Origin of the sequence: Variovorax sp. DXTD-1 (assembly GCF_003984625.1) — a bacterium.
GTDB lineage: Bacteria > Pseudomonadota > Gammaproteobacteria > Burkholderiales > Burkholderiaceae_C > Variovorax.
On the sequence record NZ_RWKH01000006.1, the window covers coordinates 102,758 to 123,769 of the forward strand.

24 protein-coding genes and 1 pseudogene are annotated in these 21,012 nt (G+C 67.3%); 12 read left to right on the forward strand and 13 right to left on the reverse strand.

The window, feature by feature from the left end:
- Positions 1 to 13 precede the first annotated feature (13 nt).
- The 7 genes from EJI00_RS07465 (at position 14) to EJI00_RS07495 (ending at position 7,219) form a co-directional block, all read left to right on the forward strand.
- Complete coding sequence (locus tag EJI00_RS07465) at positions 14 to 1,468, forward strand: bifunctional 2-methylcitrate dehydratase/aconitate hydratase (protein ID WP_126746839.1); 1,455 nt, start codon at positions 14 to 16, stop codon at positions 1,466 to 1,468.
- A gap of 4 nt (positions 1,469 to 1,472) precedes the next feature.
- Positions 1,473 to 2,351 (forward strand): oxaloacetate decarboxylase, encoded by an 879-nt coding sequence (locus EJI00_RS07470; RefSeq protein WP_126746840.1) that lies wholly within the window; start codon positions 1,473 to 1,475, stop codon positions 2,349 to 2,351.
- Between the two features lie 163 nt (positions 2,352 to 2,514).
- Positions 2,515 to 2,856: an alpha/beta hydrolase gene (locus EJI00_RS07475; RefSeq protein WP_126746841.1), complete on the forward strand. Its 342-nt coding sequence runs from the start codon at positions 2,515 to 2,517 to the stop codon at positions 2,854 to 2,856.
- A gap of 283 nt (positions 2,857 to 3,139) precedes the next feature.
- On the forward strand, positions 3,140 to 3,826 hold the full coding sequence (locus EJI00_RS07480) for a DUF3348 domain-containing protein (protein ID WP_126746842.1): 687 nt from the start codon (positions 3,140 to 3,142) through the stop codon (positions 3,824 to 3,826).
- Positions 3,823 to 5,916, forward strand: coding sequence for a DUF802 domain-containing protein (locus EJI00_RS07485; RefSeq protein ID WP_126746843.1), 2,094 nt, complete (start codon positions 3,823 to 3,825; stop codon positions 5,914 to 5,916). Before EJI00_RS07480 ends, EJI00_RS07485 begins: the two co-directional genes overlap by 4 nt.
- The gene (locus EJI00_RS07490) at positions 5,916 to 6,569 is read left to right on the forward strand and encodes an OmpA family protein (protein WP_126746944.1); all 654 of its coding nucleotides are present in this window, start codon (positions 5,916 to 5,918) and stop codon (positions 6,567 to 6,569) included. Before EJI00_RS07485 ends, EJI00_RS07490 begins: the two co-directional genes overlap by 1 nt.
- Before the next feature lie 23 nt (positions 6,570 to 6,592).
- The gene (locus tag EJI00_RS07495) at positions 6,593 to 7,219 is read left to right on the forward strand and encodes a DUF2894 domain-containing protein (protein ID WP_126746945.1); all 627 of its coding nucleotides are present in this window, start codon (positions 6,593 to 6,595) and stop codon (positions 7,217 to 7,219) included.
- Between the two features lie 30 nt (positions 7,220 to 7,249).
- Here the strand turns inward: EJI00_RS07495 and EJI00_RS07500 are convergent, their stop codons facing one another.
- From EJI00_RS07500 to EJI00_RS07530, 8 genes and pseudogenes are all read right to left on the reverse strand, one after another.
- The gene (locus tag EJI00_RS07500; protein WP_185868083.1) at positions 7,250 to 7,561 is read right to left on the reverse strand and encodes a chaperone modulator CbpM; all 312 of its coding nucleotides are present in this window, start codon (positions 7,559 to 7,561) and stop codon (positions 7,250 to 7,252) included.
- 2 nt (positions 7,562 to 7,563) lie between these two features.
- Positions 7,564 to 8,526 (reverse strand): DnaJ C-terminal domain-containing protein, encoded by a 963-nt coding sequence (locus EJI00_RS07505; RefSeq protein ID WP_126746845.1) that lies wholly within the window; start codon positions 8,524 to 8,526, stop codon positions 7,564 to 7,566.
- 44 nt (positions 8,527 to 8,570) lie between these two features.
- Positions 8,571 to 9,212, reverse strand: coding sequence for a histidine phosphatase family protein (locus tag EJI00_RS07510; protein WP_126746846.1), 642 nt, complete (start codon positions 9,210 to 9,212; stop codon positions 8,571 to 8,573).
- Positions 9,213 to 9,228: 16 nt separating this feature from the next.
- Complete coding sequence (locus tag EJI00_RS07515) at positions 9,229 to 9,807, reverse strand: glutathione S-transferase family protein (RefSeq protein WP_126746847.1); 579 nt, start codon at positions 9,805 to 9,807, stop codon at positions 9,229 to 9,231.
- A gap of 28 nt (positions 9,808 to 9,835) precedes the next feature.
- Positions 9,836 to 10,474: a CDP-alcohol phosphatidyltransferase family protein gene (locus EJI00_RS07520; RefSeq protein WP_126746848.1), complete on the reverse strand. Its 639-nt coding sequence runs from the start codon at positions 10,472 to 10,474 to the stop codon at positions 9,836 to 9,838.
- Between the two features lie 81 nt (positions 10,475 to 10,555).
- Positions 10,556 to 10,726 carry a hypothetical protein gene (locus EJI00_RS25360; RefSeq protein WP_260590492.1) on the reverse strand — a complete coding sequence of 57 codons (171 nt, stop codon included), beginning with the start codon at positions 10,724 to 10,726 and terminating at the stop codon, positions 10,556 to 10,558.
- A gap of 62 nt (positions 10,727 to 10,788) precedes the next feature.
- Positions 10,789 to 11,208, reverse strand: a pseudogene (locus EJI00_RS25580) (SRPBCC domain-containing protein); the annotation flags it as partial.
- Positions 11,121 to 11,462, reverse strand: a complete 342-nt coding sequence (locus tag EJI00_RS07530) for an ArsR/SmtB family transcription factor (protein ID WP_126746849.1) — start codon at positions 11,460 to 11,462, stop codon at positions 11,121 to 11,123. The gene EJI00_RS07530 and the pseudogene EJI00_RS25580, both read right to left, overlap by 88 nt.
- A gap of 169 nt (positions 11,463 to 11,631) precedes the next feature.
- On the opposite strand from EJI00_RS07530, the gene bla reads away from it, so the two are divergent.
- Positions 11,632 to 12,522: a class A beta-lactamase gene (bla, locus tag EJI00_RS07535; RefSeq protein WP_126746850.1), complete on the forward strand. Its 891-nt coding sequence runs from the start codon at positions 11,632 to 11,634 to the stop codon at positions 12,520 to 12,522.
- Between the two features lie 13 nt (positions 12,523 to 12,535).
- Here bla and EJI00_RS07540 read toward each other — a convergent pair whose 3' ends face one another.
- From EJI00_RS07540 to EJI00_RS07555, 4 genes are all read right to left on the reverse strand, one after another.
- On the reverse strand, positions 12,536 to 13,837 hold the full coding sequence (locus EJI00_RS07540) for a UDP-N-acetylglucosamine 1-carboxyvinyltransferase (RefSeq protein ID WP_126746851.1): 1,302 nt from the start codon (positions 13,835 to 13,837) through the stop codon (positions 12,536 to 12,538).
- An 86-nt stretch (positions 13,838 to 13,923) separates the two neighbouring features.
- Positions 13,924 to 14,364 (reverse strand): helix-turn-helix domain-containing protein, encoded by a 441-nt coding sequence (locus EJI00_RS07545; RefSeq protein WP_126746946.1) that lies wholly within the window; start codon positions 14,362 to 14,364, stop codon positions 13,924 to 13,926.
- Positions 14,365 to 14,430: 66 nt separating this feature from the next.
- Positions 14,431 to 15,051 (reverse strand): PAQR family membrane homeostasis protein TrhA, encoded by a 621-nt coding sequence (trhA, locus tag EJI00_RS07550; protein ID WP_126746852.1) that lies wholly within the window; start codon positions 15,049 to 15,051, stop codon positions 14,431 to 14,433.
- Positions 15,052 to 15,143: 92 nt separating this feature from the next.
- Positions 15,144 to 16,052 (reverse strand): LysR family transcriptional regulator, encoded by a 909-nt coding sequence (locus EJI00_RS07555; protein WP_126746853.1) that lies wholly within the window; start codon positions 16,050 to 16,052, stop codon positions 15,144 to 15,146.
- A gap of 117 nt (positions 16,053 to 16,169) precedes the next feature.
- On the opposite strand from EJI00_RS07555, the gene EJI00_RS07560 reads away from it, so the two are divergent.
- The 4 genes from EJI00_RS07560 to EJI00_RS07575 are packed head-to-tail and all read left to right on the forward strand — an operon-like array spanning position 16,170 to position 20,559.
- On the forward strand, positions 16,170 to 16,625 hold the full coding sequence (locus tag EJI00_RS07560) for a DoxX family protein (protein ID WP_126746854.1): 456 nt from the start codon (positions 16,170 to 16,172) through the stop codon (positions 16,623 to 16,625).
- A 25-nt stretch (positions 16,626 to 16,650) separates the two neighbouring features.
- On the forward strand, positions 16,651 to 17,319 hold the full coding sequence (locus tag EJI00_RS07565; RefSeq protein WP_221885029.1) for a (2Fe-2S)-binding protein: 669 nt from the start codon (positions 16,651 to 16,653) through the stop codon (positions 17,317 to 17,319).
- Positions 17,312 to 18,307 carry an FAD binding domain-containing protein gene (locus EJI00_RS07570; protein WP_126746855.1) on the forward strand — a complete coding sequence of 332 codons (996 nt, stop codon included), beginning with the start codon at positions 17,312 to 17,314 and terminating at the stop codon, positions 18,305 to 18,307. The genes EJI00_RS07565 and EJI00_RS07570 overlap by 8 nt, the downstream gene beginning before the upstream one ends.
- Before the next feature lie 2 nt (positions 18,308 to 18,309).
- The gene (locus EJI00_RS07575) at positions 18,310 to 20,559 is read left to right on the forward strand and encodes a xanthine dehydrogenase family protein molybdopterin-binding subunit (RefSeq protein ID WP_126746856.1); all 2,250 of its coding nucleotides are present in this window, start codon (positions 18,310 to 18,312) and stop codon (positions 20,557 to 20,559) included.
- Positions 20,560 to 20,568: 9 nt separating this feature from the next.
- On the opposite strand, the gene EJI00_RS07580 is transcribed toward EJI00_RS07575, so the two are convergent.
- On the reverse strand, positions 20,569 to 20,931 hold the full coding sequence (locus EJI00_RS07580; RefSeq protein ID WP_126746857.1) for a hypothetical protein: 363 nt from the start codon (positions 20,929 to 20,931) through the stop codon (positions 20,569 to 20,571).
- Positions 20,932 to 21,012: the final 81 nt, after the last annotated feature.

The window sequence follows — 21,012 nt, forward strand, 5'->3', positions numbered from 1 at the left end:
ACAGAGAAGAACCATGTCCGCTCACATCAGCAACGTCCGCCCCGAACCCGACCAGGTGCTGGTCGACATCGTCGACTACGTGCTCGACCACCAGCAGATCACCAGCGCGCTGGCGTACGAAACAGCGCGCCACTGCCTGATCGACACGCTCGGCTGCGGGCTCGAGGCGCTCGAGTATCCGGCCTGCACCAAGCTGCTCGGCCCGGTCGTGCCCGGCACGGTGGTGCCGCATGGCGCCAAGGTGCCCGGCACGCCGTATCAGCTCGACCCGATCCAGGCGGCCTTCAACATCGGCACGATGATTCGGTGGCTCGACTTCAACGACACCTGGCTTGCGGCGGAGTGGGGCCATCCGAGCGACAACCTCGGCGGCATTCTTGCCACGGCCGACTGGCTCAGCCGCAATGCGGTGGCGGCGGGGCGCAAGCCGCTCGTGATGCGCGACGTGCTCACCGCCATGATCCAGGCGCACGAGATCCAGGGCTGCCTTGCGCTGGAAAACTCGTTCAACAAGGTGGGCCTCGATCACGTGGTGCTGGTGAAGGTGGCTTCGACGGCCGTGGTGGCGCGCCTGATGGGCTTGTCGCGAGACGAGATCGTCAATGCCGTGTCGCTGGCCTGGGTGGATGGGCAGAGCCTGCGCACCTACCGCCATGCACCCAACACCGGCAGCCGCAAGAGCTGGGCCGCGGGCGACGCCACGAGCCGCGCGGTGCGCCTTGCGCTCATCGCCAAGACCGGAGAGATGGGCTACCCGAGCGTGCTCACGGCCAAGACCTGGGGCTTCTACGACGTGCTGTTCAAGGGCCAGCCTTTCAAATTCCAGCGGCCGTATGCAAGCTACGTGATGGAGAACGTGCTGTTCAAGATCAGCTTTCCGGCCGAGTTTCACAGCCAGACGGCGGTGGAGGCGGCCATGGCGCTGCATGCGCAGCTGAAGCAGGCGGGCAAGAAGGTGGAGGACATCGAGCGCGTGACCATCCGCACGCACGAGGCTTGCATTCGCATCATCGACAAGAAGGGGCCGCTCGCCAATCCGGCCGATCGCGACCATTGCATTCAGTACATGGTGGCGGTGCCGATGATCTTCGGCCGCCTCACGGCCGGCGACTACGAAGACAGCGTTGCGAGCGACCCGCGGATCGATGCGCTGCGCGACAAGATCGTGTGCGTGGAAGACCCGCGCTTTACCGCCGACTATCACGACCCCGAAAAGCGCAGCATTGCCAACGCGCTGACGGTGACCTTCAAGGACGGCACCGGCTTTTCGGAGGTGGTCGTCGAATACCCCATCGGCCACAGGCGCCGCCGCGCGGACGGCATTCCGCTGCTCGAAGCCAAGTTCCGCACCAACCTGGCACGCCGCTTCGCGCACAAGCGGCAGGAGGCCATCCTCGATGTGTCGCTCGATGCGAAGAAGCTCGAGGCCATGGCGGTGCATGAGTATGTCGATCTGTATGCCGCCTGATCCGATGCAAGCAAACACTGAATCCACCAAGAGGGTGCTGCGCCGCCTGGCCGAGGCGCGCCGCGGCGTGCTGGTGCCGGGGGCATTCAACGCGCTCTCCGCCCGCGTGATCGAAGACCTCGGCTTCGAGGCGATCTACGTCACGGGCGCTGGCGTCACCAACATGCACTTCGGCATGCCCGACCAGGCCTTCATGGGCCTGCATGAGATAGCGGAGCACACGGCGCGCATTCGCGACGCGGTGAGCTTGCCGCTGCTGGTGGACGCCGACACCGGCTTTGGCAACGCGCTGAACGTGCGGCATGCAGTGCGCGTGCTCGAGCGGGCAGGGGCCGACTGCATCCAGCTGGAAGACCAGGTCAGCCCCAAGCGCTGCGGCCACTTCGCGGGCAAGGCGGTCATCGACACAGCCGAGATGCTCGGCAAGATCAAGGCCGCGGCCGATGCACGCACCAATGCCGACATGCTCATCATGGCCCGCACCGATGCGGCGGCCGTGCACGGCTTCGAGGCGGCTGTCGAACGTGCGCAGCTGTTCAGCGAGGCCGGTGCCGACATTCTTTTTGTGGAAGCCGTGACACAGGCCGACGAAGTGCGCGCCTTGCCGCGGCGGGTGGGCAAGCCGCAACTGATGAACATGGTGATCGGCGGCAAGACGCCGACCTTCGGTGCCGAAGAACTGGGCGCGCTCGGCTATGGGCTGGTGCTGTACGCCAATGCTGCATTGCAGGGCGCGGTGGCTGGCATGCAACGTGCATTAACGCTTTTGCGTGATACTCGCCGCCTCGACGAAGACCCATCGCTCGTGGCTTCGTTTGCCGAACGGCAACGCCTGGTCGGAAAACCCGAGCTCGACCGGCTAGAGAAAAAATACGCAGGTTGAGCTAAATTTCTTAAACGAGATGTGCACTTTTGCCCTCTCGTCAGAAAGTTCCTCGTCATTGTTTCAGTTTCATGAACACTGCGATTCGATTGGCTAGGGTTTTCCCTTGTCATCGTGGTGCAAACTTCAGGGCATCCAAAGCCCAATCAAGAAGGAAATTGAAATGAAGACCTCGAACATCCTCGCCGCCGCTGCTCTCTCCCTGCTCGCCGCCGCTGGCGCCCACGCAGAAACCTACGAAGGCGTGCAGCCCCTGACTTCCGGTTACAGCCGCGCCGACGTGGCGCCTCAAGCCGCCGCCGCAGCCCGCGAGGGCAACGTGTACAGCGATGCCGCTTCGGCAACCGTGGCTCCCGTGCTGGCTGCTTCGACCGACCGCGCCGCAGTTCGCAACGAAGCCGTTGCCGCCGCTCACGCACCGGGCCAGAACCTGCGCCGCGAAGCCTTCGCAGGCAGCGTGGTTCCGTCGCAAGCACGCAGCTTCACGCGTCAAGCCGGCCTGTAAATCACGGCAGGCACGGGAACAGCGGCATCTGGCCGCTTGCTCCAGCCAAGACAAAAAAGCCGGACGGTGCCCAGTGCATCGTCCGGCTTTTTCGCGTTTGCCACGAAGGGCATAGGGGCGCCGACAGGCGTAGGCGAGTCTGTGCGCAGCGTGCGCCTTGACGACCTGGAACGCCCGGTTACAGGGCGCCGCGTTACCGGAAGTTTCACTCGGCCGGGGAGGGTCCGCGGAGGCGTCCAGGGAGGGTGGCCGGTGTAGACTGCCAGGTTTTTCGTTCTGGGGTATGGCGCACGTTTCACAGCGCACAGTTTTCAATGGTTCGGCGCTTGTTCGCTTGCTTTCGCGACTGGCCGATTCGGACCTGCGCGAACCCCGGCAAGCCACCGCGGACCGATTGAGCCAATGGTTCGGCTGGACCGATGCCATTTCGCTGTCCGCGGCGCTGGACGGCGTTCCGGCGGCTGCTTCTTCACGGCTGCGGCCTGGCGCGAACGCCGAGGAGCGGGAGTGCGCCGGTGCGCGCACCGCGCTGGCCAAGGCCATTGCCGAAGATGCCGCCGTGGCGGCAGCGACCGAGTTCCCGCCGTTTCGCCGCCGCTACCTCGCGCTGCAGCAAGCCATGGAGGCCGGCATCGGCCCTTTGCGCGGGCGCCTTCGGGCCGCGCTGGCGGCCAGGTCGCCGGCCATGGCCCGGCTGGCTGCCGTGGACGTGGTCATGGAACAGGTGCTGGCTGCGCGCGAGCACAGCCTCTTGGCCGGCGTGCCCGCCCTGCTCGAAAAACATTTCACCCGCTTGAGCGGGGACGGCCTGCCGACGGCAGCCGAACCCGCCAGCGAGGCCCCGGCCGGCGAGTGGCTGCATGTGTTCCGCAAGGACATGAAGAACGTGCTGCTCGCCGAACTGGACTTCCGATTTCAACCCGTCGAAGGGCTCCTTGAAGCCTTTCGCGAGGCCACCAGAGTGCCATGACTAGATTTCTTCAATACGCTGTTTTTGCCGCCGGCCTGGCTGCGGTGTGCTGGGTGGGCGCGGGCTACCTCGGCTCCAGCCATCCGCTGGCGCTTTCGATCACGGTGCTGGTGGGTGCGTTCTACCTGATGGGGGTGGTGGAGCTGCATCGGTTCAGGCAGGCCACGTCCACCCTGGCCAGCGCCGCGGCGCGGTTGACCGAAGCCCCGGCCAACCTGGGCTCGTGGCTGGAGCAACTGCATCCGTCGCTGCGCAATGCGGTGCGCCTGCGCATCGAGGGCGAGCGCGTCGGCTTGCCCGGCCCCTCGCTCACGCCGTACCTTGCCGGATTGCTCGTGCTGCTGGGCATGCTGGGCACTTTTCTCGGCATGGTGGTGACGCTGAACGGCACCGGCATGGCGCTGGAAAGCGCGACCGACCTGCAGGCCATCCGCGCCTCGCTCTCCGCGCCGGTGAAGGGGCTGGGGCTGGCGTTCGGCACTTCGGTGGCAGGCGTGGCTGCGTCGGCGATGCTGGGTTTGGCCTCAGCGCTGTGCCGGCGTGAGCGGCTGCAGGCCGGGCAGATGCTCGACACAAAGATTGCGACCACCTTGCGCGTGTACTCGCTGGTGCATCAGCGCGAGGCGTCGTTCCAACTGCTCGAGCAGCAGGCCCAGGCCATGCCCATGCTGGTCGACCAGCTGCAGGCCATGCTGGCCGCCATGGAGCGGCAGAGCCAGGCGTTGAACGAGCGCCTGATCACCAGCCAGGAGCATTTCCACAGCAAGGCCGAGGCGGTGTACGCCGGCCTGGCCTCGTCGGTCGACCAGTCGCTGAAGCAGAGCCTGACCGAAAGCGCCCGCATTGCCGGCGCAACGATCCAGCCGGTCGTCGAAGCCACCATGGCCGGCATCGCGCGCGAGACGGCCTCGTTGCACGGCACGGTCGCGCACACGGTGCAGCAGCAGCTCGAAGGGCTTTCGAGCCGCTTCGAGGCCACCACGGCCACCGTGGCCGATACGTGGAAGGCCGCGCTGGCCGAACACCAGCGCAGCAATGAGGCGCTGGCGGGGGACCTGCGCGTTTCGCAGGAGCGCTTTGCCGAAACCTTCGAGCAGCGCTCGGCTTCGCTGGTGGAGACCGTGTCCGCGCGGCTCGAGAGCACCGTGGGCAGCGTATCCGACACATGGGGCAGTGCGCTCGCAGAGCACCAGCGCGCCAGCGAAAAACTGTCGGGCGACACGCAACAGTCGCTCGCGGCTGCCGCAGCCACCTTCGAGCAGCACTCGGCATCGCTGCTGCGCACGGTGGGCCAGGCGCATGCCAGCCTGCAAACCGACATGGCATCGCGCGACGAGCAGCGGCTGTCGGCCTGGACCGCGGCGCTGTCCTCAATGGCTGCATCGCTGCAGCAGGAATGGCAGCAGGCCGGCGCGAACACGGCCAGCCAGCAGCAACAGCTCTTCGAAACGCTGGCGCAAACTGCGCGCGACATGTCGGCGCAGGCCGAGGCGCATGCGAAGAGCACCGTGGCAGAAATCGCCCAGCTGCTGCAAGCCGCTTCGGATGCACCGCGCGTTGCGGCCGAAGTGGTGGCCGAACTGCGGCAGAAGCTCTCTGACAGCATGGCGCGCGACAACGCCATGCTGGAAGAGCGCAGCCGCATCATGGAAACGCTCGGCACCTTGCTCGACGCGGTGAACCATGCCTCCACCGAGCAGCGCTCGGCGGTCGATGCGCTGGTTGGCGCGTCGGCCGATGTGCTCGAACGCGTAGGCAGCCGATTCACCGAAAAGGTCGAGGCCGAAACCGGCAAGCTGGAGAGCGTTGCCGCGCAGATCACCGGCAGCGCGGTCGAGGTGGCAAGCCTTGGCGAGGCCTTCGGGTTTGCGGTGCAGCTGTTCAGCGAATCGAACGACAAGCTGGTGGCGCATCTGCAGCGCGTCGAAGGCGCGCTGGGCAAGTCCATTGCGCGCAGCGACGAGCAGCTGGCCTACTACGTTGCGCAGGCGCGGGAGGTCATCGACCTGAGCATCATGTCGCAGAAGCAGATCGTCGAAGACCTGCAGCAGATTGCCAGCCGGCAAGCCGCCGTGGGCAGCGAAGCATGATGGGTGAAGAAGCCGACGGCGGACTGGAACCGACCGTTCCGGTATGGGCGGTGTTCGGCGACCTGATGGCGGGCCTGGTCGGGGCCTTTGTGCTGATTCTCGTGGGTGCGCTCGGCATGCAGCTGGACCTTGCGGCCAAGCTCGAAGCCGAAGTGCAGCAGCGGCAGGCCGAAACGCAGCGCCGCGAAGCGCTCGAACAGGCCCTCGCCGGGCCGCTCGCGGCGGGCCGCGTCACGCTGAACAACGGGCGCATCGGCATCAGCGGCAGCGTGCTGTTTGCATTCAACTCCGCCGACCTGCAGCCTGAAGGCCGCCAGCTGCTCAAGAGCCTGGCCGCGCCGGTGGCGGCCTACCTCAAGGCGCGCGACGAGGTGCTGATGGTGAGCGGCTTCACCGACGACCGGCAGATGCGGCAGTCGAAAGACGGCAACCGCCCGTTCGCAGACAACTGGGAGCTGTCGGCCCAGCGCGCGCTCACGGTCACGCGCGCGCTCATCGAAGAGGGCATTCCCTCGTCGTCCGTGTTTGCCGCGGCATTCGGCTCCGAGCAGGCGGTCGCGTCCAATGCCGATGCCGAAGGCCGCTCGAAGAACCGGCGTGTGGAAATGGCGCCCACGCCAAGGCAATCCAACGCCACCACGAAGCGGCCGTGAGCGACCACGTCGATCCCATCGAGATGATCGGCGCCTGGCGGGCGCAGGGGCAGCATCGCGCGGACCCGGTGCGCTTTCATCTCATGGAGGCGTTCGCCAGGCGTACGGCTGCGCATCAGGGGGAGGCGAGGCGCATCCTCGATGAGAAGCTCGCCGGCCTGGCTGCGGCCTACGGCAGGAATCTTGAAAAGGCCCAGGGTGCGGACAGTGCCGCGAAACGACTGCCTGCAGGCGCACCCGCTCGCGGCGCACTCGCGGAACTGGTCGACCATATCGCGCGGCATGCACCGGCCATCGGCGGCGGCACCGCGGTGGCAGAAGACACGCTGCACGGCCTTGCGCCGGCGCCCGCCGAGCTGAAGACCCTCAAGTTCTTCAGGAGCACCTGGTCGCGGCTCAGCGCCGAGCGGCGGCTGACCCAATCGCTCGCCAAGGTGCCCGAGAACGCCGGTCCGCTCAACTCGCACCACCTGGTGCACAGGTCGCTGCTGTTGATGCGCGATTTGTCGCCGGAGTACCTCAACCGCTTCATGACCTACGTCGACACCCTGTTGTGGGTCGATCAGTTGAACGGTGCCGGCGCCCCGGCGCCCGCGAGTGCGCCGCGCGCCGAGACCTCGAAGAAGACCGCGCGCGGCAAATCCGCCTGACGCCGAGATCGAGGCTGAGGGCGCTGCACGCTAGCGCAAGCCGTGCGCGCGAATCACGGCCTTGAGCCGCCGCACCTCGTGCTGCAGGTCGAGAATCAGCGCCGCGGCGTCCAGGCCCACGCCAAAGTCGCGCTCCAGCCGCCGCGCCTCGAGGGCGCATTGCAGGTCGCTGCTCGAGAACTGCCAGCGCTCGGGCGGAGCCTCGGCCGCGGAAATCTGCACGATGCCCACTTCGACGAGCTGCACCACCCATTCGGTGTCGGCGCCGCAGGCATGGGCCAACTCGCTCGCGGCAAGCGGCTGCGACGCACTGATGGCTGTTGTGACGGAAACGGTCGCCATGCTCACACTCCCAGATGCTGGCGTGGGTTGAACGAAGCCGATGCCTGCGCCAGTTGCTCGTAGGCCTTGCGGGCAGACTCGCTGTCGGCCGGGGGCAGGGCAATGTCGAGCAGCAGGTACAGGTCGCCGGGCTGCTTGCCGCCGAGGCCGCGGCCCTTGAGCCTGAGCTTGAGGCCGCTGCGCGCGTTGCGCGGCACGGTCACCTCGACTGCGCCGCCGGTGGGCACCGGCACCTTCACCTGCGCACCCAGCGCGGCCTCGGTCGGGGTAACGGGCAGCGTCAAGTAGAGGTCGCGTTCTTCGACACGGTAGAGCTTGTGCGGCGCAATGCGCACCTCCAGGTACAGGTCGCCGGCCGGCTCGCCGCCGTGGCCGGGCATGCCCTGTCCGGCAAGCCGGATGAACTGTCCCGGATGCATGCCGGGCGGAATCTTGATGCTGAGCGTGCGCGTCTTGAGCGCGGGGCGGCCCTGCGCGTCGATTTCCTGCGCGCGCAGCGTGATCTCGCGCTCGGCGCCGTTGAGCGCGTCTTCGAGCGAGATTTCGATGGCCGCATGATGGTCTTCGCCGCGCGCGCGGTAGTTGCGCCTTGCCGCGCCGCGCCGCTCGGCTTCGCCGAAGAGCGAGGAGAAGAAGTCGCTGAAGTCCGCGTGGTCGGCCGGCCCTTGCCCCGGGCCGCGGTGAAATTCGAAGCCCGTGTCCCAGCCCGGCGGCGGCTGAAAGTCGCCCTCGGGGTGCCCGCTGCGGGCCACGCGGTCGGCCAGCGCGTCGTAGGCGGTGCGCTTTTCCTTGTCGCGCAGCACGTCGTAGGCTTCATTGATGTCGCGCATGCGCTTCTCGGCGTCGGCTTCCTTGCTGACGTCGGGGTGGTACTTGCGCGCGAGCTTGCGATAGGCCTTGCGCACCTCGTCTTCCGACGCGGTGCGGTCGATGCCCAGGGCGCTGTAGTAGTCCTTGAATTCCATGGCTGTCGGTTGGTGTGAACGCCGAACAGTGTGCGCCCGGCCGTCTACGCGAGGGCGGAATCCCCGTCGGCATGCCGCAGCAGCGGCGTTACAGCCCATGCAGGGCCGCTGCGCGAAAAACGCAATGGCTGCGCATTGCCGAGCAGGCCCAGGTCGATGGGTACGCCGATCAGCGCGGCCAGCGCGTAGAGCGTGCCGCCGTGGGCCACCACCAGAACCGGCGCAGGCTGCGCCAGTGCGTCGTCGAGTGCCTGCCTCTTGCGCGCCACGAACTGCGAAAGGGTTTCGCCGCCATCGGGCTCGCAGGCCCAGTCGATATTGACTGAAGACGTGCCGATCAGCGCGCCGAAGTTGCGCTCGCGCAGTGCGGCCTGCGGCGTGGGCTCGATGCGGAGTACCGCCGCCACGGTGTGCGCGGTGTCGTGGGCACGCCGCGCGTCGCTGCAGACGATGGTGCGGATCGGCTCGCCGGCCAGCAGTTGGGCGGCGCGGGCCGCCTGCTGGAGTCCGAGCTCGCTCAGCGGCTCGTCCACGGCCTGGAAAATGCGCTGCGCATTCCGGCCGGTCTGGCCGTGGCGCAAGAAGTAGAAGTGATCGCAGGCCGGCGACAGCGGCTGCGCGGCGGCAATGCTTACCAGCTGGTCGAGGCCGGCGGTTGCGCCATGGGGGAATTGTGCTTGTGCCATGCGGTGTGAATCAACCTCAACCGAATTTCATGCCCTTGGGCCGGGCCTGGAGTCGGTTGATGTAGGCATCGATCTTCGGCCGGTTGGAGCGCCCGCCGAAGGCACGGTGCCAGATGAACATCGAGCCGATCATCACGTCGGCCGCGGTGAACCGCGCGCCGAAGAGATACGGCCCCTCACCCAGTTCGCGCTCCACCGCGTCCTTGGCCTGCTCGAAGTTGGTCCAGCCGCGCGCGCTGTTGTTGCTGCGCACCCCCAGCAGGCTGTCGCCCATCGCGGGCTCCAGCTGCGCCGTCGAATAGACCATGAGCGACAGGTAACGGCCACGGTCGGGGGAATTCAGGGGCGGCGCCAGCCGGGCCTGCGGAAATTTGTCGGCCACATACATGCAGATGGCCGCGTTCTCGAACACGCGTGTTCGGCCGTCCACCAGCGCCGGCAGCTTGCCCGCGGGGTTGATCTTCAGGTATTCGGGTTTCTTGTGCGCCTTTTCGCGGATGAGGGTCTGCACGATCTCGTATTCCACGCCGGCTTCGTCGAGCATCCACTTCGCAACCTGCGAGCGGCTTTGCGGATCGAAATACAGCTTCAGCATTGAAGGTCTCCTTTCAGCGGATGGACGGTCAGAACTTGGGAATGCGCAGCGTCTTGCTGATCATCAGCGTGCCCGAGAGCGCGAAGAGCAGCGTGAGCGGATGCAGCTGCCACGGGCCGAGCATCCATGCGCCACCCCATACCGCATCGCCGATGCGGCCTTGCCAAGCCGCCCAGGCCAGCACGCCGACCAGCACCACGCTGGTGGGAATGGGCGTGCCTTCGAAGTACTTGACCTTGTCGGCGCCCGCGGAAAGCGCTTCGGCCGTGACGTTGTAGCGTGCGAGCCGGCTCACGCCGCAGCCGACGAAGTAGATCAGCAGCACGCAGTCCCAGCCGCCGTCCAGGCCCGCCGCAAAGGCGAGCGCGGCGGGCGCCACGCCGAAAGAGATTACGTCGGCCAGCGAGTCGAGCTCGCGCCCGAGGGCCGAGTGGGTTTGCCGCCAGCGCGCAATGCGGCCGTCGAACACGTCGAACACGAAGGCCGCGGGCGCGAGCGCGGCGGCCCACAAGAACTGCGCAAGCGACTGGCTCGCCATGAAGGCCATGGCAAGGAACACCGCGCCCACGCCGCACGCGGCATTGCCGAGCGTGAACGCATCGGCCAGGTGAAAGCTGCGGATCATCGAGAAATGCTTGCGGGCCGGTGCGGAGGAGGGGGTGGTCATGGGGGTGCTTCGGAGTCTGCGAATGCACCGCACCTTAACGCAAGCGGGGCCGCTTGCCTGTAGTCGGCATCCGACTCCGGCTCAGGCCGGAAACCGGGCCTCATAGGCTTTTTCGAGTTCCGCGTGGTTGCTCCAGAACCCCCGGGGGGTGCGCTCGTGCAGCACGTCGTCGAGCACGTCCAGGTGCGCGTGCCAGCCGCTCGAAACGCTGAGTGTTTCCTTGCGGTCGGGCAGGCGGCGGTGGGTGAGCACCAGGTGCGTCGAATCGCCCCGGGGCGTGACTCGAAGCTCACCTCGGATGCGGTGGCGCTTTCGCTGCCCCAGCTGATGGTCAGGCGTTTCAGTGGTTCGATCTCGACCAACCGCGATTTCTGGGAGATGGGGCTGCGGCAGTCGGCGAAGCGATCGGGCGCCACTTCGCCGGAAAGGCTGGTGTGGTCGAAGCGCAGTTCGAACACGCCGCCGCTTTTCTCGGCCATGGTGCCGCCGGCCAGCCACCTCGCGCGCTTGTCGGGGTCGATGAAATAGGCCCACACGCGCTCCACCGGCGCGGGCAGGGTGCGCTCCATGCGCACGGTGCCGGGTTCGATCAGGGTTCCGAGGCTGCTTGTCATCATCGTTTGCTCCTTGAAGAAGGGAAAGAAGTTCACTTGCGGGATGCGTTGTCGCGCCGCAGCTCCTGCTCCAGCGCGTCCAGATGGCTGTTCCAGAAGCCTTCGTAGTACCGCAGCCATGCGTTGGCCGAGGCGAGCGCCGCCGGCTCCAGCCGGCAGACGTGCGCGCGGCCCTGCACCGTGCGGGAGACCAGGCCGGCGCGCTCCAGCGCCTTGACGTGCTTGGAGGCGCCCGCAAAGGACATTCGAAACGGCGCCCCGAGTTCGCCCACGCTGCACTCGCCCTGCGCCAGCAGCTGCAGCATCGTGCGCCGCGTGCTGTCGGCCAGGGCATGGAACACGGCGTCGAGCCGTTCGTCGTCTAGTTCAACCATGAGGTTGAATATAGCCGCGCGCAAAAAGTTATTCAACCAAAAAGTTGAATGAATTGTGCCGTTACACCCGATACAGGAGAGACGCAGTTGCGCCGCCTCGCGCTGGAGCTTGCGAGGTGGCGCTCCTACGATTCCCCTCGTTCCATCCACTCGCTGAAAAAACAGACAAATGAAACCCTCCGCCAACCGCCGCATCTTCCTGCTTGCCGCATCCGCGCTGCCGCTGGCCAGTGCCTGCACCGCCTGGTCCGCGAAAGCGCAACAGGCCACATCGGCTGAGGCGCAGCTCGCGGCGCTCGAAAGCTCCGTGGGCGCGCGGCTCGGCGTGGCCGCGCTGGACACCGGTAGCGGCGCGCGCGTGCAGCACCGCGCAACCGAACGCTTTGCGCTGTGCAGCACCTTCAAGACCATGCTGGCTGCGGCCATCCTCGCGCGCAGCGCACGCGACAGCAGCCTGCTGGAGCGCCGCGTGAGCTACAGCAGGAGCGACATCCTGACCAATTCACCCATCACGGAGAAAAACCTGGGGCAGGGGATGACGGTTTCCGCCCTGTGCGCAGCCACCATGCAGTACAGCGACAACGCGGCCGCCAACCTGCTGATGAAGATCCTTGGCGGGCCTGCCGCGGTGACCGCGTTCGCGCGCTCCATCGGCGACCAGACCTTCAGGCTCGACCGCTGGGAGACGGAACTCAACAGTGCCATTCCGGGCGACCTGCGCGACACGACCACGCCCGAGGCCATGGCCGCGAGCCTGCAGCGGCTGGTGCTGGGCGACGCGCTCAGTGCGGCGCAGCGCAGCCAGCTCGAAGCCTGGCTCTTGGGCAACACCACCGGCGCCGCCCGCATTCGCGCCGGCGTGCCGGCGGACTGGAAGGTCGGCGACAAGACCGGTCTGGGCTCCTACGGCACCAACAACGACACCGGCGTCCTGTGGCCGCCCTCGGGCGCTCCGGTGGTGCTGGCGGTGTACCTGACCTTTCCCAAGGAGGATGCGCCGGCCCGCAACGACGTCATCGCATCGGCGGCGCGCATCGTGGTGAATGCGCTGCGGGGCTGAGCCCGGCGCTTATCTATTCTTCGCTCGTCCACTCCACCTGCACGCCCAGGCTGCGCAGGTTCTCGGCGAAGCGGGGGTGGGCACGGCGAATGGGCGCGGCATTGCGGATTTCGGAGCGGCCTTCGATGCTGGCCGCAACCATGAAGAGCGCAATTGCCACGCGGATGATGTAGGGGCTTTCGACCACGGCCGGCGTCAGCGGGCTGCCGCCGAAGCTGATGAGCCGGTGCGGATCCGAAGAGAAGACATGGGCGCCGAACTTGGAGAGTTCGCTGGTCCAGCCCAGGGCGCCGTCGTACACCTTGTTCCAGAACATCGCATTGCCCTGGGCACGCACGCCCAGCGCAATGAAGATGGGCAGCAGGTCGACCGGAAAGTACGGCCACGGCGCGGCCTCCACCTTGGTGAGCACGTTGCTCGTGAAGGGCGTCTGCACCTTCAGCGGGCCGGCGCAGGTGGCGCGCGACCACCCGTCCTGGTGCGTGACCGTGACGCCGAACTTGGCGAAGGTGCGGTCGATCAGCGGAAAGTTCTCGGGCGCGCTGTTGCGCACGACCACGTCGCCGCCCGTGATGGCGCCCAGCGCCAGGAAGGTGGTGATCTCGTGAAAGTCTTCATCGAAGCGGAACTCGCCGCCGCCCAGGGCATTGCCGCCGTGCACCGTGAGCCGCGAGGTGCCGATGCCCTCGATGCGCACCCCCAGCATCGTCATGAAGCGGCAGAACTCCTGCACATGCGGCTCTGACGCTGCGTTGGTGAGCGTCGACGTGCCCTTGGCCGCCGCGGCGCACAGCACGAAGTTTTCGGTGGTGGTGACCGAGGCGTAGTCGAGCCAGTGCTCGGTGGGCGCAAGCGGCCCGTCGCAGCGCACGAGCAGCGAGCCGCTGGCGCGTTCCACCTTGCCGCCGAAGCGGCGGAACACGTCCACGTGCGGATCGATCTCGCGCACGCCCAGCGTGCAGCCCTTGACGTTGTCTTCGAGCCGCGCAATGCCGAAGCGCGCCAGGAGCGGAGGCACCAGCATGATCGACGATCGCATTTCCTCGGGCAGCCGGTCGCGAGCGGCGTCGAATGCGGTGTCGCGGTGGTGCAGCTCCAGCGTGCCGGTGGCGTGGTCCATGCGCGCTTCGCTGCCGAGGCTGCGGAAGATGTCGAGGATCTTGCGCACGTCGGTGATGTCGGGCACGCCGTGCAGCCGCAGCGGCTCACGCGTGAGCAGCGTGGCGCACAGCACCGGCAGCACGGCGTTCTTGTTGGCGGAGGGAGTGATGCGGCCGCGAAGCGGCGTACCGCCGTGCACGATGAGATTGGACATGGGAATACAGGGCGGAAAAGAACCGGGGAAATGAGTGCCGGAACTGTACCCGCCGGGCGGCTTGCGTTGTAGAGCGCGAAAGTGAACTATTCCGCGTTCAGCTGTTCCGCCACTTCGCGCCGGCCCAGGCCCCGCACAGATGCGAGACCCTCCAGCTGCGCCTTGCGCGGCCGCGCCTTGCCTTGTTCCCACTTGTAGATGGTCTGGCCGGTAACCCCCACCAGCTTTCCATAAGCCGCCGCCGAGAGGCCGAGCTTTTCGCGGTGCGCGGCCAGCCGGGTGGCGCTGAACCGGCGGGACGGGCCCGATTCGGCGCCATCGTCCGCATCGCCGGCGGAGGGGGTGCTTGAAGACATCTTCAGCGCACGCCGTAATTCCTTCTCAAGTTTCTCGACCTGCCGGCGCAGTGCGGCGATCGAGGCGCGATGGTGCGTTGAAGCTTTTTTCAGCGTTTCGATCTCTGTGCGAACTTCCTTGCGGGCGACACGGGAAATCTCGGTTTTGAGGATGGAGGCAATATTTGGCATGGGCGCATTTTGCACACCTTGTGCCAAGGTGGACCGGAAGGTAATGAAAAATGCTTATTTTTTTGGTCAGAGCACGTACCGGCCCACCGAGATGAAATGGCTCACCGTGCCCGCCACCACGAACAGGTGCCAGGTGCCGTGCGCATGCCGGAAGCCGCGCCGGTTTCGGTAGAACACCGTGCCCACCGTATAGAGCACGCCGCCCGCCAGCAGCCAGGCCAGCCCGCCGACGTCGAGCCGCGCCGCGAGTGGCGCGGCCGCCAGCACGCCGAGCCAGCCCATGCCGATGTAGAGCGCCAGCGGGGGCTTGGAGGCCGCGCTGTCCGGCTGCAGCAGTTCACGCCCGATACCGAAGAACGCGGCGCCCCATACCGCAACAAGCAGCAGCCAGCCCCAGGTGCCCTGCAGCGTGACGAGCGCGAAGGGCGTGTAGGTGCCCGCAATCAGCAGGTAGATGGCGCAGTGGTCGGCCCGCTCCCAGAAGCGCTTCAGCCGCCCGCGCGTGCTGTGGAACAGCGTGGATGCGGCATACAGCAGCACGGCCGAGAGCGAGAACGCCAGCGCACCGCCAATGCGCGCGGCATCACCCGTGGGCAAGGTCTTGGCAAGGAAGAGAACGGTGGCCACAAGGGCAAGCACCAGGCCCAGCAGATGGCTGTACCCATTGAGACGTTCGCCGGGGTACATCGCGTGAGTGCAGCAGTTCTGGTCGGAAAGGGGAGGCGGAGGCCGCGGATGCTAGGCCGCCCCCATGACCGCACGGTGACTCCGGTGCGTGTTCACGCGGCCGTGCCGAAGCGCTCCGCATAGAGCTGCGCAATCCAGTCGATGAACACCCGCACGCGCGGCGACAGCTGCCGATGGTGCGGGTACAGCACCGAATAGACCATGGGTGGGCAGGGCGTGTGCGCCAATATCTCGACCAGCGAACCCTCGCGCAATTGGCGCTCCACGCTGAAGCGCGGCACCTGGATGATCCCGCAGCCCTGTTCGGCGCAGATCTTGTAGAGGTCGGCGTTGTTCACGCTGATCCAGTCCTTCAGCATGTACGTCTCGAGCTTGCCGTCGACCAAGAACTCGTACGGAAACACCTCGGGCCGCGAAGCCGAGAAGAAATTGACGCCCAGGTGCCTCGCAAGCTCCAAAGGCTGCGTGGGCGTGCCGTATTCGGCCAGGTAGCCCGGGCTTGCGCAGGTCACTTGCGGCAGCAGCGCCAGGCGGCGGGTGACAAGCGATGAATCCTTGGGCTCGCCCGCGCGCACCACGCAATCGACCCCCTCGCGCAGCAGGTCCACCAGACGGTCGCCGCTGCCCATGACAAGCTCGATGTGCGGATAGCGCTCGTGAAATTCGCGAATGCGCGGCAGCACGATGGCCTGCGCCGGCGCGCCGTGAATGTCGATGCGCAGGCGCCCGCGCGGGTTGACCGCCAGCTCCGACAGCGAAGACTCCGCCTCCTCCAGTTCGCGCAGCAGATGGCGGCAGCGCTCGTAGAAAGCCTGCCCGTCGACGGTGGTGCGCACCTGCCGCGTGGTGCGCTCCAGGAGGCGCACGTGCAGCCTGGCTTCCAGCTCCTTGATGGCATGCGTGGCCGTGGCACGCGGAATGTCGAGCGCGGCCGCGGCCTGGGTAAAGCTGCCCAGATCGACGATGCGGGTGAACAGCTGCATGGCGTCGAAGCGGTCCATGTGTTCCTGGGATTGTTGAGTTTCATTGAATTGTATTGGCGAGATTTGCGTATTTATTCGCCCATACAGAACAGAGAGACTCTCCGCTCACCCCTTCGACATCCAAGGAGCGCTCTCATGCATTTGATCTTTCCGCAGCTGCGCGGTGTTTACGACCGGCTGGAGCCGCTGAGCTATGCCCTGCTGCGCATCGCGTTCGGGCTGATGCTCATGACGCACGGCGTTCCCAAGCTGCTTGGCCGCAGCCACGGCAGCATGGGCGACCCGATGGCAGGTTCGGTCAACCTGATTGCCAACGTGCTGCACCTGCCTTTCGCGCCGCTGATCGGGTGGTTCATTGCGCTGCTCGAAGGCGTGGGCGGGCTGATGCTGGCGCTGGGTTTCCTGACGCGCATCGTCGCGCCGATGGTGGTGGTGCAGATGCTGGTCATCTGCTACCTGCTGGCACCGACCTTCCCCTGGATCGACCGCGGCTACGAATACCCGCTGATGCTGGTCTTCGCCGCGCTTTGCATCGCTGCGCGCGGCGGCGGGCCGGTCTCGATCGACGCGCGCCTCGGCCGCGAATTCTGAAGACCAAAAAAAAAGGAGAAGCCCCATGAACCAACTCCAGCAGAACGCGGCAGGCCCGGTGCCTGCCATCCATACCCTCAACCGCCGCACGTTCATGATGACCACCGCGGCCGGCGCGGGTGCCGCCGCTTCGGCCGCCACCGGCACGGCCGCGGAAACCGGCAGCGCGGCACCGCCCTCCGGCGCCGGCTCCCACGAGACCCGGGTCACCATCAACGGCAAGCCCCACCCGCTGAAGCTGGAGCCGCGCGCCTCATTGCTCGACGTGCTGCGCGAGCAGCTCGGCCTTACCGGCGCCAAGAAAGGCTGCGATCACGGCCAGTGCGGCGCCTGCACGGTGCATGTGGACGGCCGCCGCGTCGCCTCGTGCCTCACGCTGGCCGTGAAGACCGACGGCTGCGCCGTGACCACCATCGAGGGCATCGAGTCGGCCGACGGCACGCTCCACCCGATGCAGCAGGCATTTCTCGACCACGATGCGCTGCAGTGCGGCTACTGCACGCCCGGCCAGATCATGGCGGCCATCGCCTGCGTGCGCGAGGGCCACGCCACCAGCGAGGCGCAGATCCGCGAATACATGAGCGGCAATATCTGCCGGTGCGGCGCCTATACCGGCATCGTCGAAGCAATCCGCGAAGCTGCGCCGCAAGTGCTTCGCATGGAAGGCCGCATGGAGGGCCGCCGCCATGCATGACTTTGCCTACCTCCGCCCGCGCAGCACCGGCGAAGCCGTGCAGCTGCTGGCCCGGCACCAGCCCGGCGCGCGCTACTTCGCAGGCGGCACCACGCTGTTCGACCTGATGAAGCTCGGCGTTGAAGCGCCGGCCACGGTGATCGACATCACCCGCATCGAAGGGCTGCGCGAAGTCGATACGTCGAGCCGCGCCGAACTGCGCGTCGGCGCGCTCGCGGCCATGAGCGACGTGGCCGAGAACGCCACGGTGCAGCGCGAATTCCCGGCCTTGTCGGAATCGCTCTGGAAGGCCGCCTCGCAGCAGCTGCGCAACATGGCGACGGTGGGCGGCAACCTGCTGCAGCGCACGCGCTGCGCCTACTTCCGCGGCGGGCCCGAATTTGCATGCAACAAGCGCGTGCCCGGCAGCGGTTGCGCGGCGCTGGGCGGGCAGAACCGCGGCCACGCGGTGCTTGGCGGCAGCGAAGCCTGCGTGGCCGTGTATCCGGGCGACTGGGCGGTTGCGCTGGTGGCTTTCGATGCGCAGGTCGACACCGTGAGCCCGCGCGGCGAACGCACGGTGCCGGTGCGCGAACTCCATCGCGCGCCGGGCACCACGCCGCACCTGGAAACGGTGCTCGCGGCCGACGAACTGATCGTGCGCATTCGCATACCGCGCGGGCCCATCGGCCGCGGCTCCACGTACCACAAGATCCGCGACCGCGAGTCCTACGCCTTTGCGCTTGCATCGGCGGCTGTTGCACTGGAGATCCGGGGCAACCGTGTGGCCGACGCGCGCATTGCGCTCGGCGGCGTGGCCACGCATCCGTGGCGCGCCGTGCAGGCGGAGCGCAGCCTTGTGGGCCAGCCGTTCACACGGGCGGCCGCGCGGCGTGCCGCCGAACTTGCCTTCGAGCGCGCAAGGCCGCTCGAGCACAACGCATTCAAGGTGGCGCTCGGCATCGAAACGGTGACCGACGCGCTGATGCTGGCCAGGGAAAGGAACTGAAGATGGCAACCCACCTCAAGACAGCGCCAAGGAACACGCCTCGCGCGGGTGCCGAGCGTGTCGACGCGCGCGACAAGGTGCGCGGCGCCACGCGCTATGCGGCGGACGATGCACGCGCCGGGCTGCTGCACGCCGCGCTGGTGCCTTCGCGCATTGCGCGCGGCACCGTCACCGGCATCGATACCGCTGCGGCGCAGCGCGTGCGCGGCGTTCGGCAAGTGTTCACGCACGAGAACGTCGGTGCCTTCGACACAGGCGGCTTCCTGATGGGCGGCGGTTTCGGTTTCCAGAGCTTCTATCCCCTGCGCTCGCCGCAAGTCGCCTACCGTGGCCAGACCGTGGCGATGGTGGTGGCCGAAACGCTGGAGGCCGCGCGCGAGGCGGCGGCGCTGGTGCAGGTGACCTATGCAGCCGTTCCCTTCGTTGCCGGCATCGATGCGCCCGATGCCCAGCCGCAGGCGCAATCGGCATTGCTGCCGCAGCCGATGTTCGCCGACCGGCGTGCGGGCGATGCGGAGGCCGCGCTCCAGGGCGCTGCATTCACGGTGGATGCGGCGTATGAGTTGCCGACCCAGCACCAGAACCCGATGGAGATCATCGCGACCGTGGCCGAGTGGAGCGCAGACGGCGTGCTGACCGTTCGCGAGCCGACCCAGAATGCCGAAGGCGTGCGCCACGGCCTCGCCAAGCAGCTCGGCATCGAGCCCGCCAGGGTGCGCGTGCTGTCGCCCACCGTGGGCGGCGGCTTCGGCCAGAAGAACTCGCTGCAGTCGCACACCGCGCTGGTGGCGATGGCGGCGCGCGCACTGGGCCAGCCGGTCAAGCTCGTGCTGTCGCGCAGCCAGCTGTTCCACAACGCGAGCTTCAGGCCCGCGAGCCGCCACCATGTGCGCTTGGGCGCGGACCGCAACGGCAAGCTGACGGCAGCCATTCACGAGATCGACCAGCAGACCTCGCGGCACGACCTGTTTCCGTCGAGCGGCACCGAGATCACATCGCGGCTCTACGGCATCGGCAACTTCCTGGGCCGCGAACGGCTCGTGCGCACCGACGTGCAGACGCCCGGCTACATGCGCGCGCCGTTCGAGCATCCGGCCGCCTTTGCATTCGAAAGCGCGGTCGACGAGATGGCCTGCGTGCTCGGCCGCGATCCCGTCGCGTTCCGCCTTGCGAACGATGCGGCTGCAGACCCGATCAGCGGCAAGCCTTTTTCATCGCGCCACCTGGCCGAATGCCTGGTCAAGGGAAGCACCGCCTTCGGCTGGGCGCGCCGCACGATGGCGCCGCGCTCGATGCGCGCCGCCGACGGCAGCCTCATCGGATGGGGCGTGGCGGCCGGTGCCTACAAGGCGGCCATTGCACCGGCTGTTGCCAAGGTGCGGCTGGACGCCAACGGCACGGTGAGGGTGGCCGTGGGCGGCCACGAGATGGGGCAGGGCATTCGCACCGCCATTGCGTTGACGGTGGCGCGCACGCTGGGCGCGCCGGTGGCCGCGGTGGAAATTGTGCTGGGCGACACTACCGCCGCGCCGCAGCACCTGACCGCCGGCTCCTGGGGCACGGCCACGGCGTTGCCGCCGGTGCAGGAAGCCGCCCAGCGGCTCATGGAAGACCTGCGGCAGAACGCCGGCGGGCAAGCCGGTGTGCAGGCGGATGCCAATGGCGCCACGGCGGTAGCGCTGCTGCGCGCCTCCGGCCGCCCCTTTGCCGAGGCCGAAAGCCGGATGCGTGCGCCGGGCCAGCCCGAGCAGGTCTTCGGCCGGCTCACCGGCGGCCTGCCCGCTGCGGCGGGGCCGGTCTATCCGGACTTCGTCGCCTTCAGTTTCATTGCGCATTTCGTCGAGGTGCGCATCGAACCCACCACGCGCCGCATCCGCGTGCCGCGCGTGCTCAGCGTGGCCGACTGCGGCACCGTGGCCAGCCTGCGCACCGCGCGCAGCCAGGTCGAGGGCGGCGTGGTGTGGGGCATAGGCGCCGCATTGCGCGAGGCGAGCGAGGTCGATCCGCGCTACGGCGGCTTTCTCAACGCCGACCTTGCGGAATACGTGCTGCCCGTTGCGGCGGACATCGGCCGCATCGACGTCGACTTTGTCGGCAAGCCCGACACGCGGCTCAACGCCATGGGCGTGAAGGGCCTGGGCGAAGTAGCCATGGTGGGCGTGGCACCCGCCATCGTGAATGCGGTGTTCCATGCCACGGGCAAGCGGCTGCGCCGGCTGCCGCTGCGGCTGGAAGACCTGCTGGAGAGCTGAGCCCGGGCGCTACTTGCCCGTGGTGCCGAACGAATTGACGTGCACCTCGACGATGTCCACGAACTCCGGCAGCTCCAGCAGGAATTCGGGGTCTCGTGCCAGCGGTGCGACGCGCAGCGGATCGCCGCGCTGCGCGTGCATGGCGTGCATGTGTTCGATCGATTGCCAGTAAGACACGGTCCTGAATTCGGCGGTGTCGCCGTTCAGTTTGCGAAAGTACTGCACGCCCAGGCATTCAGGTTTCTTCGCGATCTCCTGGATGCCGTGCTCGAAGCTGTAGCGCAGGTATTCGTCGGCCCGCGCAATGGGCGTGCGGCCTTGCCACACGCGTCCGATCAAAGGGGTGGCGAGCAGTTTGCATTCAACGGACATGGGTGCTCCTTTTTCTTGAGGGCGACAAAACAAACGGCACCCTGTGTGCCGTCGATGTCGTGAAAAAAGACTGGCGCTCGT

Bases quoted from the DNA above. Each gene is read 5' to 3' on its own strand.
- EJI00_RS07465 (WP_126746839.1), top strand. From the start codon at position 14: ATGTCCGCTCACATCAGCAACGTCCGCCCCGAACCCGACCAGGTGCTG.
- EJI00_RS07470 (WP_126746840.1), top strand. From the start codon at position 1,473: ATGCAAGCAAACACTGAATCCACCAAGAGGGTGCTGCGCCGCCTGGCC.
- EJI00_RS07475 (WP_126746841.1), top strand. From the start codon at position 2,515: ATGAAGACCTCGAACATCCTCGCCGCCGCTGCTCTCTCCCTGCTCGCC.
- EJI00_RS07480 (WP_126746842.1), top strand. From the start codon at position 3,140: ATGGCGCACGTTTCACAGCGCACAGTTTTCAATGGTTCGGCGCTTGTT.
- EJI00_RS07485 (WP_126746843.1), top strand. From the start codon at position 3,823: ATGACTAGATTTCTTCAATACGCTGTTTTTGCCGCCGGCCTGGCTGCG.
- EJI00_RS07490 (WP_126746944.1), top strand. From the start codon at position 5,916: ATGGGTGAAGAAGCCGACGGCGGACTGGAACCGACCGTTCCGGTATGG.
- EJI00_RS07495 (WP_126746945.1), top strand. From the start codon at position 6,593: ATGATCGGCGCCTGGCGGGCGCAGGGGCAGCATCGCGCGGACCCGGTG.
- EJI00_RS07500 (WP_185868083.1), bottom strand. From the start codon at position 7,561: ATGGCGACCGTTTCCGTCACAACAGCCATCAGTGCGTCGCAGCCGCTT.
- EJI00_RS07505 (WP_126746845.1), bottom strand. From the start codon at position 8,526: ATGGAATTCAAGGACTACTACAGCGCCCTGGGCATCGACCGCACCGCG.
- EJI00_RS07510 (WP_126746846.1), bottom strand. From the start codon at position 9,212: ATGGCACAAGCACAATTCCCCCATGGCGCAACCGCCGGCCTCGACCAG.
- EJI00_RS07515 (WP_126746847.1), bottom strand. From the start codon at position 9,807: ATGCTGAAGCTGTATTTCGATCCGCAAAGCCGCTCGCAGGTTGCGAAG.
- EJI00_RS07520 (WP_126746848.1), bottom strand. From the start codon at position 10,474: ATGACCACCCCCTCCTCCGCACCGGCCCGCAAGCATTTCTCGATGATC.
- EJI00_RS07530 (WP_126746849.1), bottom strand. From the start codon at position 11,462: ATGGTTGAACTAGACGACGAACGGCTCGACGCCGTGTTCCATGCCCTG.
- bla (WP_126746850.1), top strand. From the start codon at position 11,632: ATGAAACCCTCCGCCAACCGCCGCATCTTCCTGCTTGCCGCATCCGCG.
- EJI00_RS07540 (WP_126746851.1), bottom strand. From the start codon at position 13,837: ATGTCCAATCTCATCGTGCACGGCGGTACGCCGCTTCGCGGCCGCATC.
- EJI00_RS07545 (WP_126746946.1), bottom strand. From the start codon at position 14,364: ATGCCAAATATTGCCTCCATCCTCAAAACCGAGATTTCCCGTGTCGCC.
- trhA (WP_126746852.1), bottom strand. From the start codon at position 15,051: ATGTACCCCGGCGAACGTCTCAATGGGTACAGCCATCTGCTGGGCCTG.
- EJI00_RS07555 (WP_126746853.1), bottom strand. From the start codon at position 16,052: ATGGACCGCTTCGACGCCATGCAGCTGTTCACCCGCATCGTCGATCTG.
- EJI00_RS07560 (WP_126746854.1), top strand. From the start codon at position 16,170: ATGCATTTGATCTTTCCGCAGCTGCGCGGTGTTTACGACCGGCTGGAG.
- EJI00_RS07565 (WP_221885029.1), top strand. From the start codon at position 16,651: ATGAACCAACTCCAGCAGAACGCGGCAGGCCCGGTGCCTGCCATCCAT.
- EJI00_RS07570 (WP_126746855.1), top strand. From the start codon at position 17,312: ATGCATGACTTTGCCTACCTCCGCCCGCGCAGCACCGGCGAAGCCGTG.
- EJI00_RS07575 (WP_126746856.1), top strand. From the start codon at position 18,310: ATGGCAACCCACCTCAAGACAGCGCCAAGGAACACGCCTCGCGCGGGT.
- EJI00_RS07580 (WP_126746857.1), bottom strand. From the start codon at position 20,931: ATGTCCGTTGAATGCAAACTGCTCGCCACCCCTTTGATCGGACGCGTG.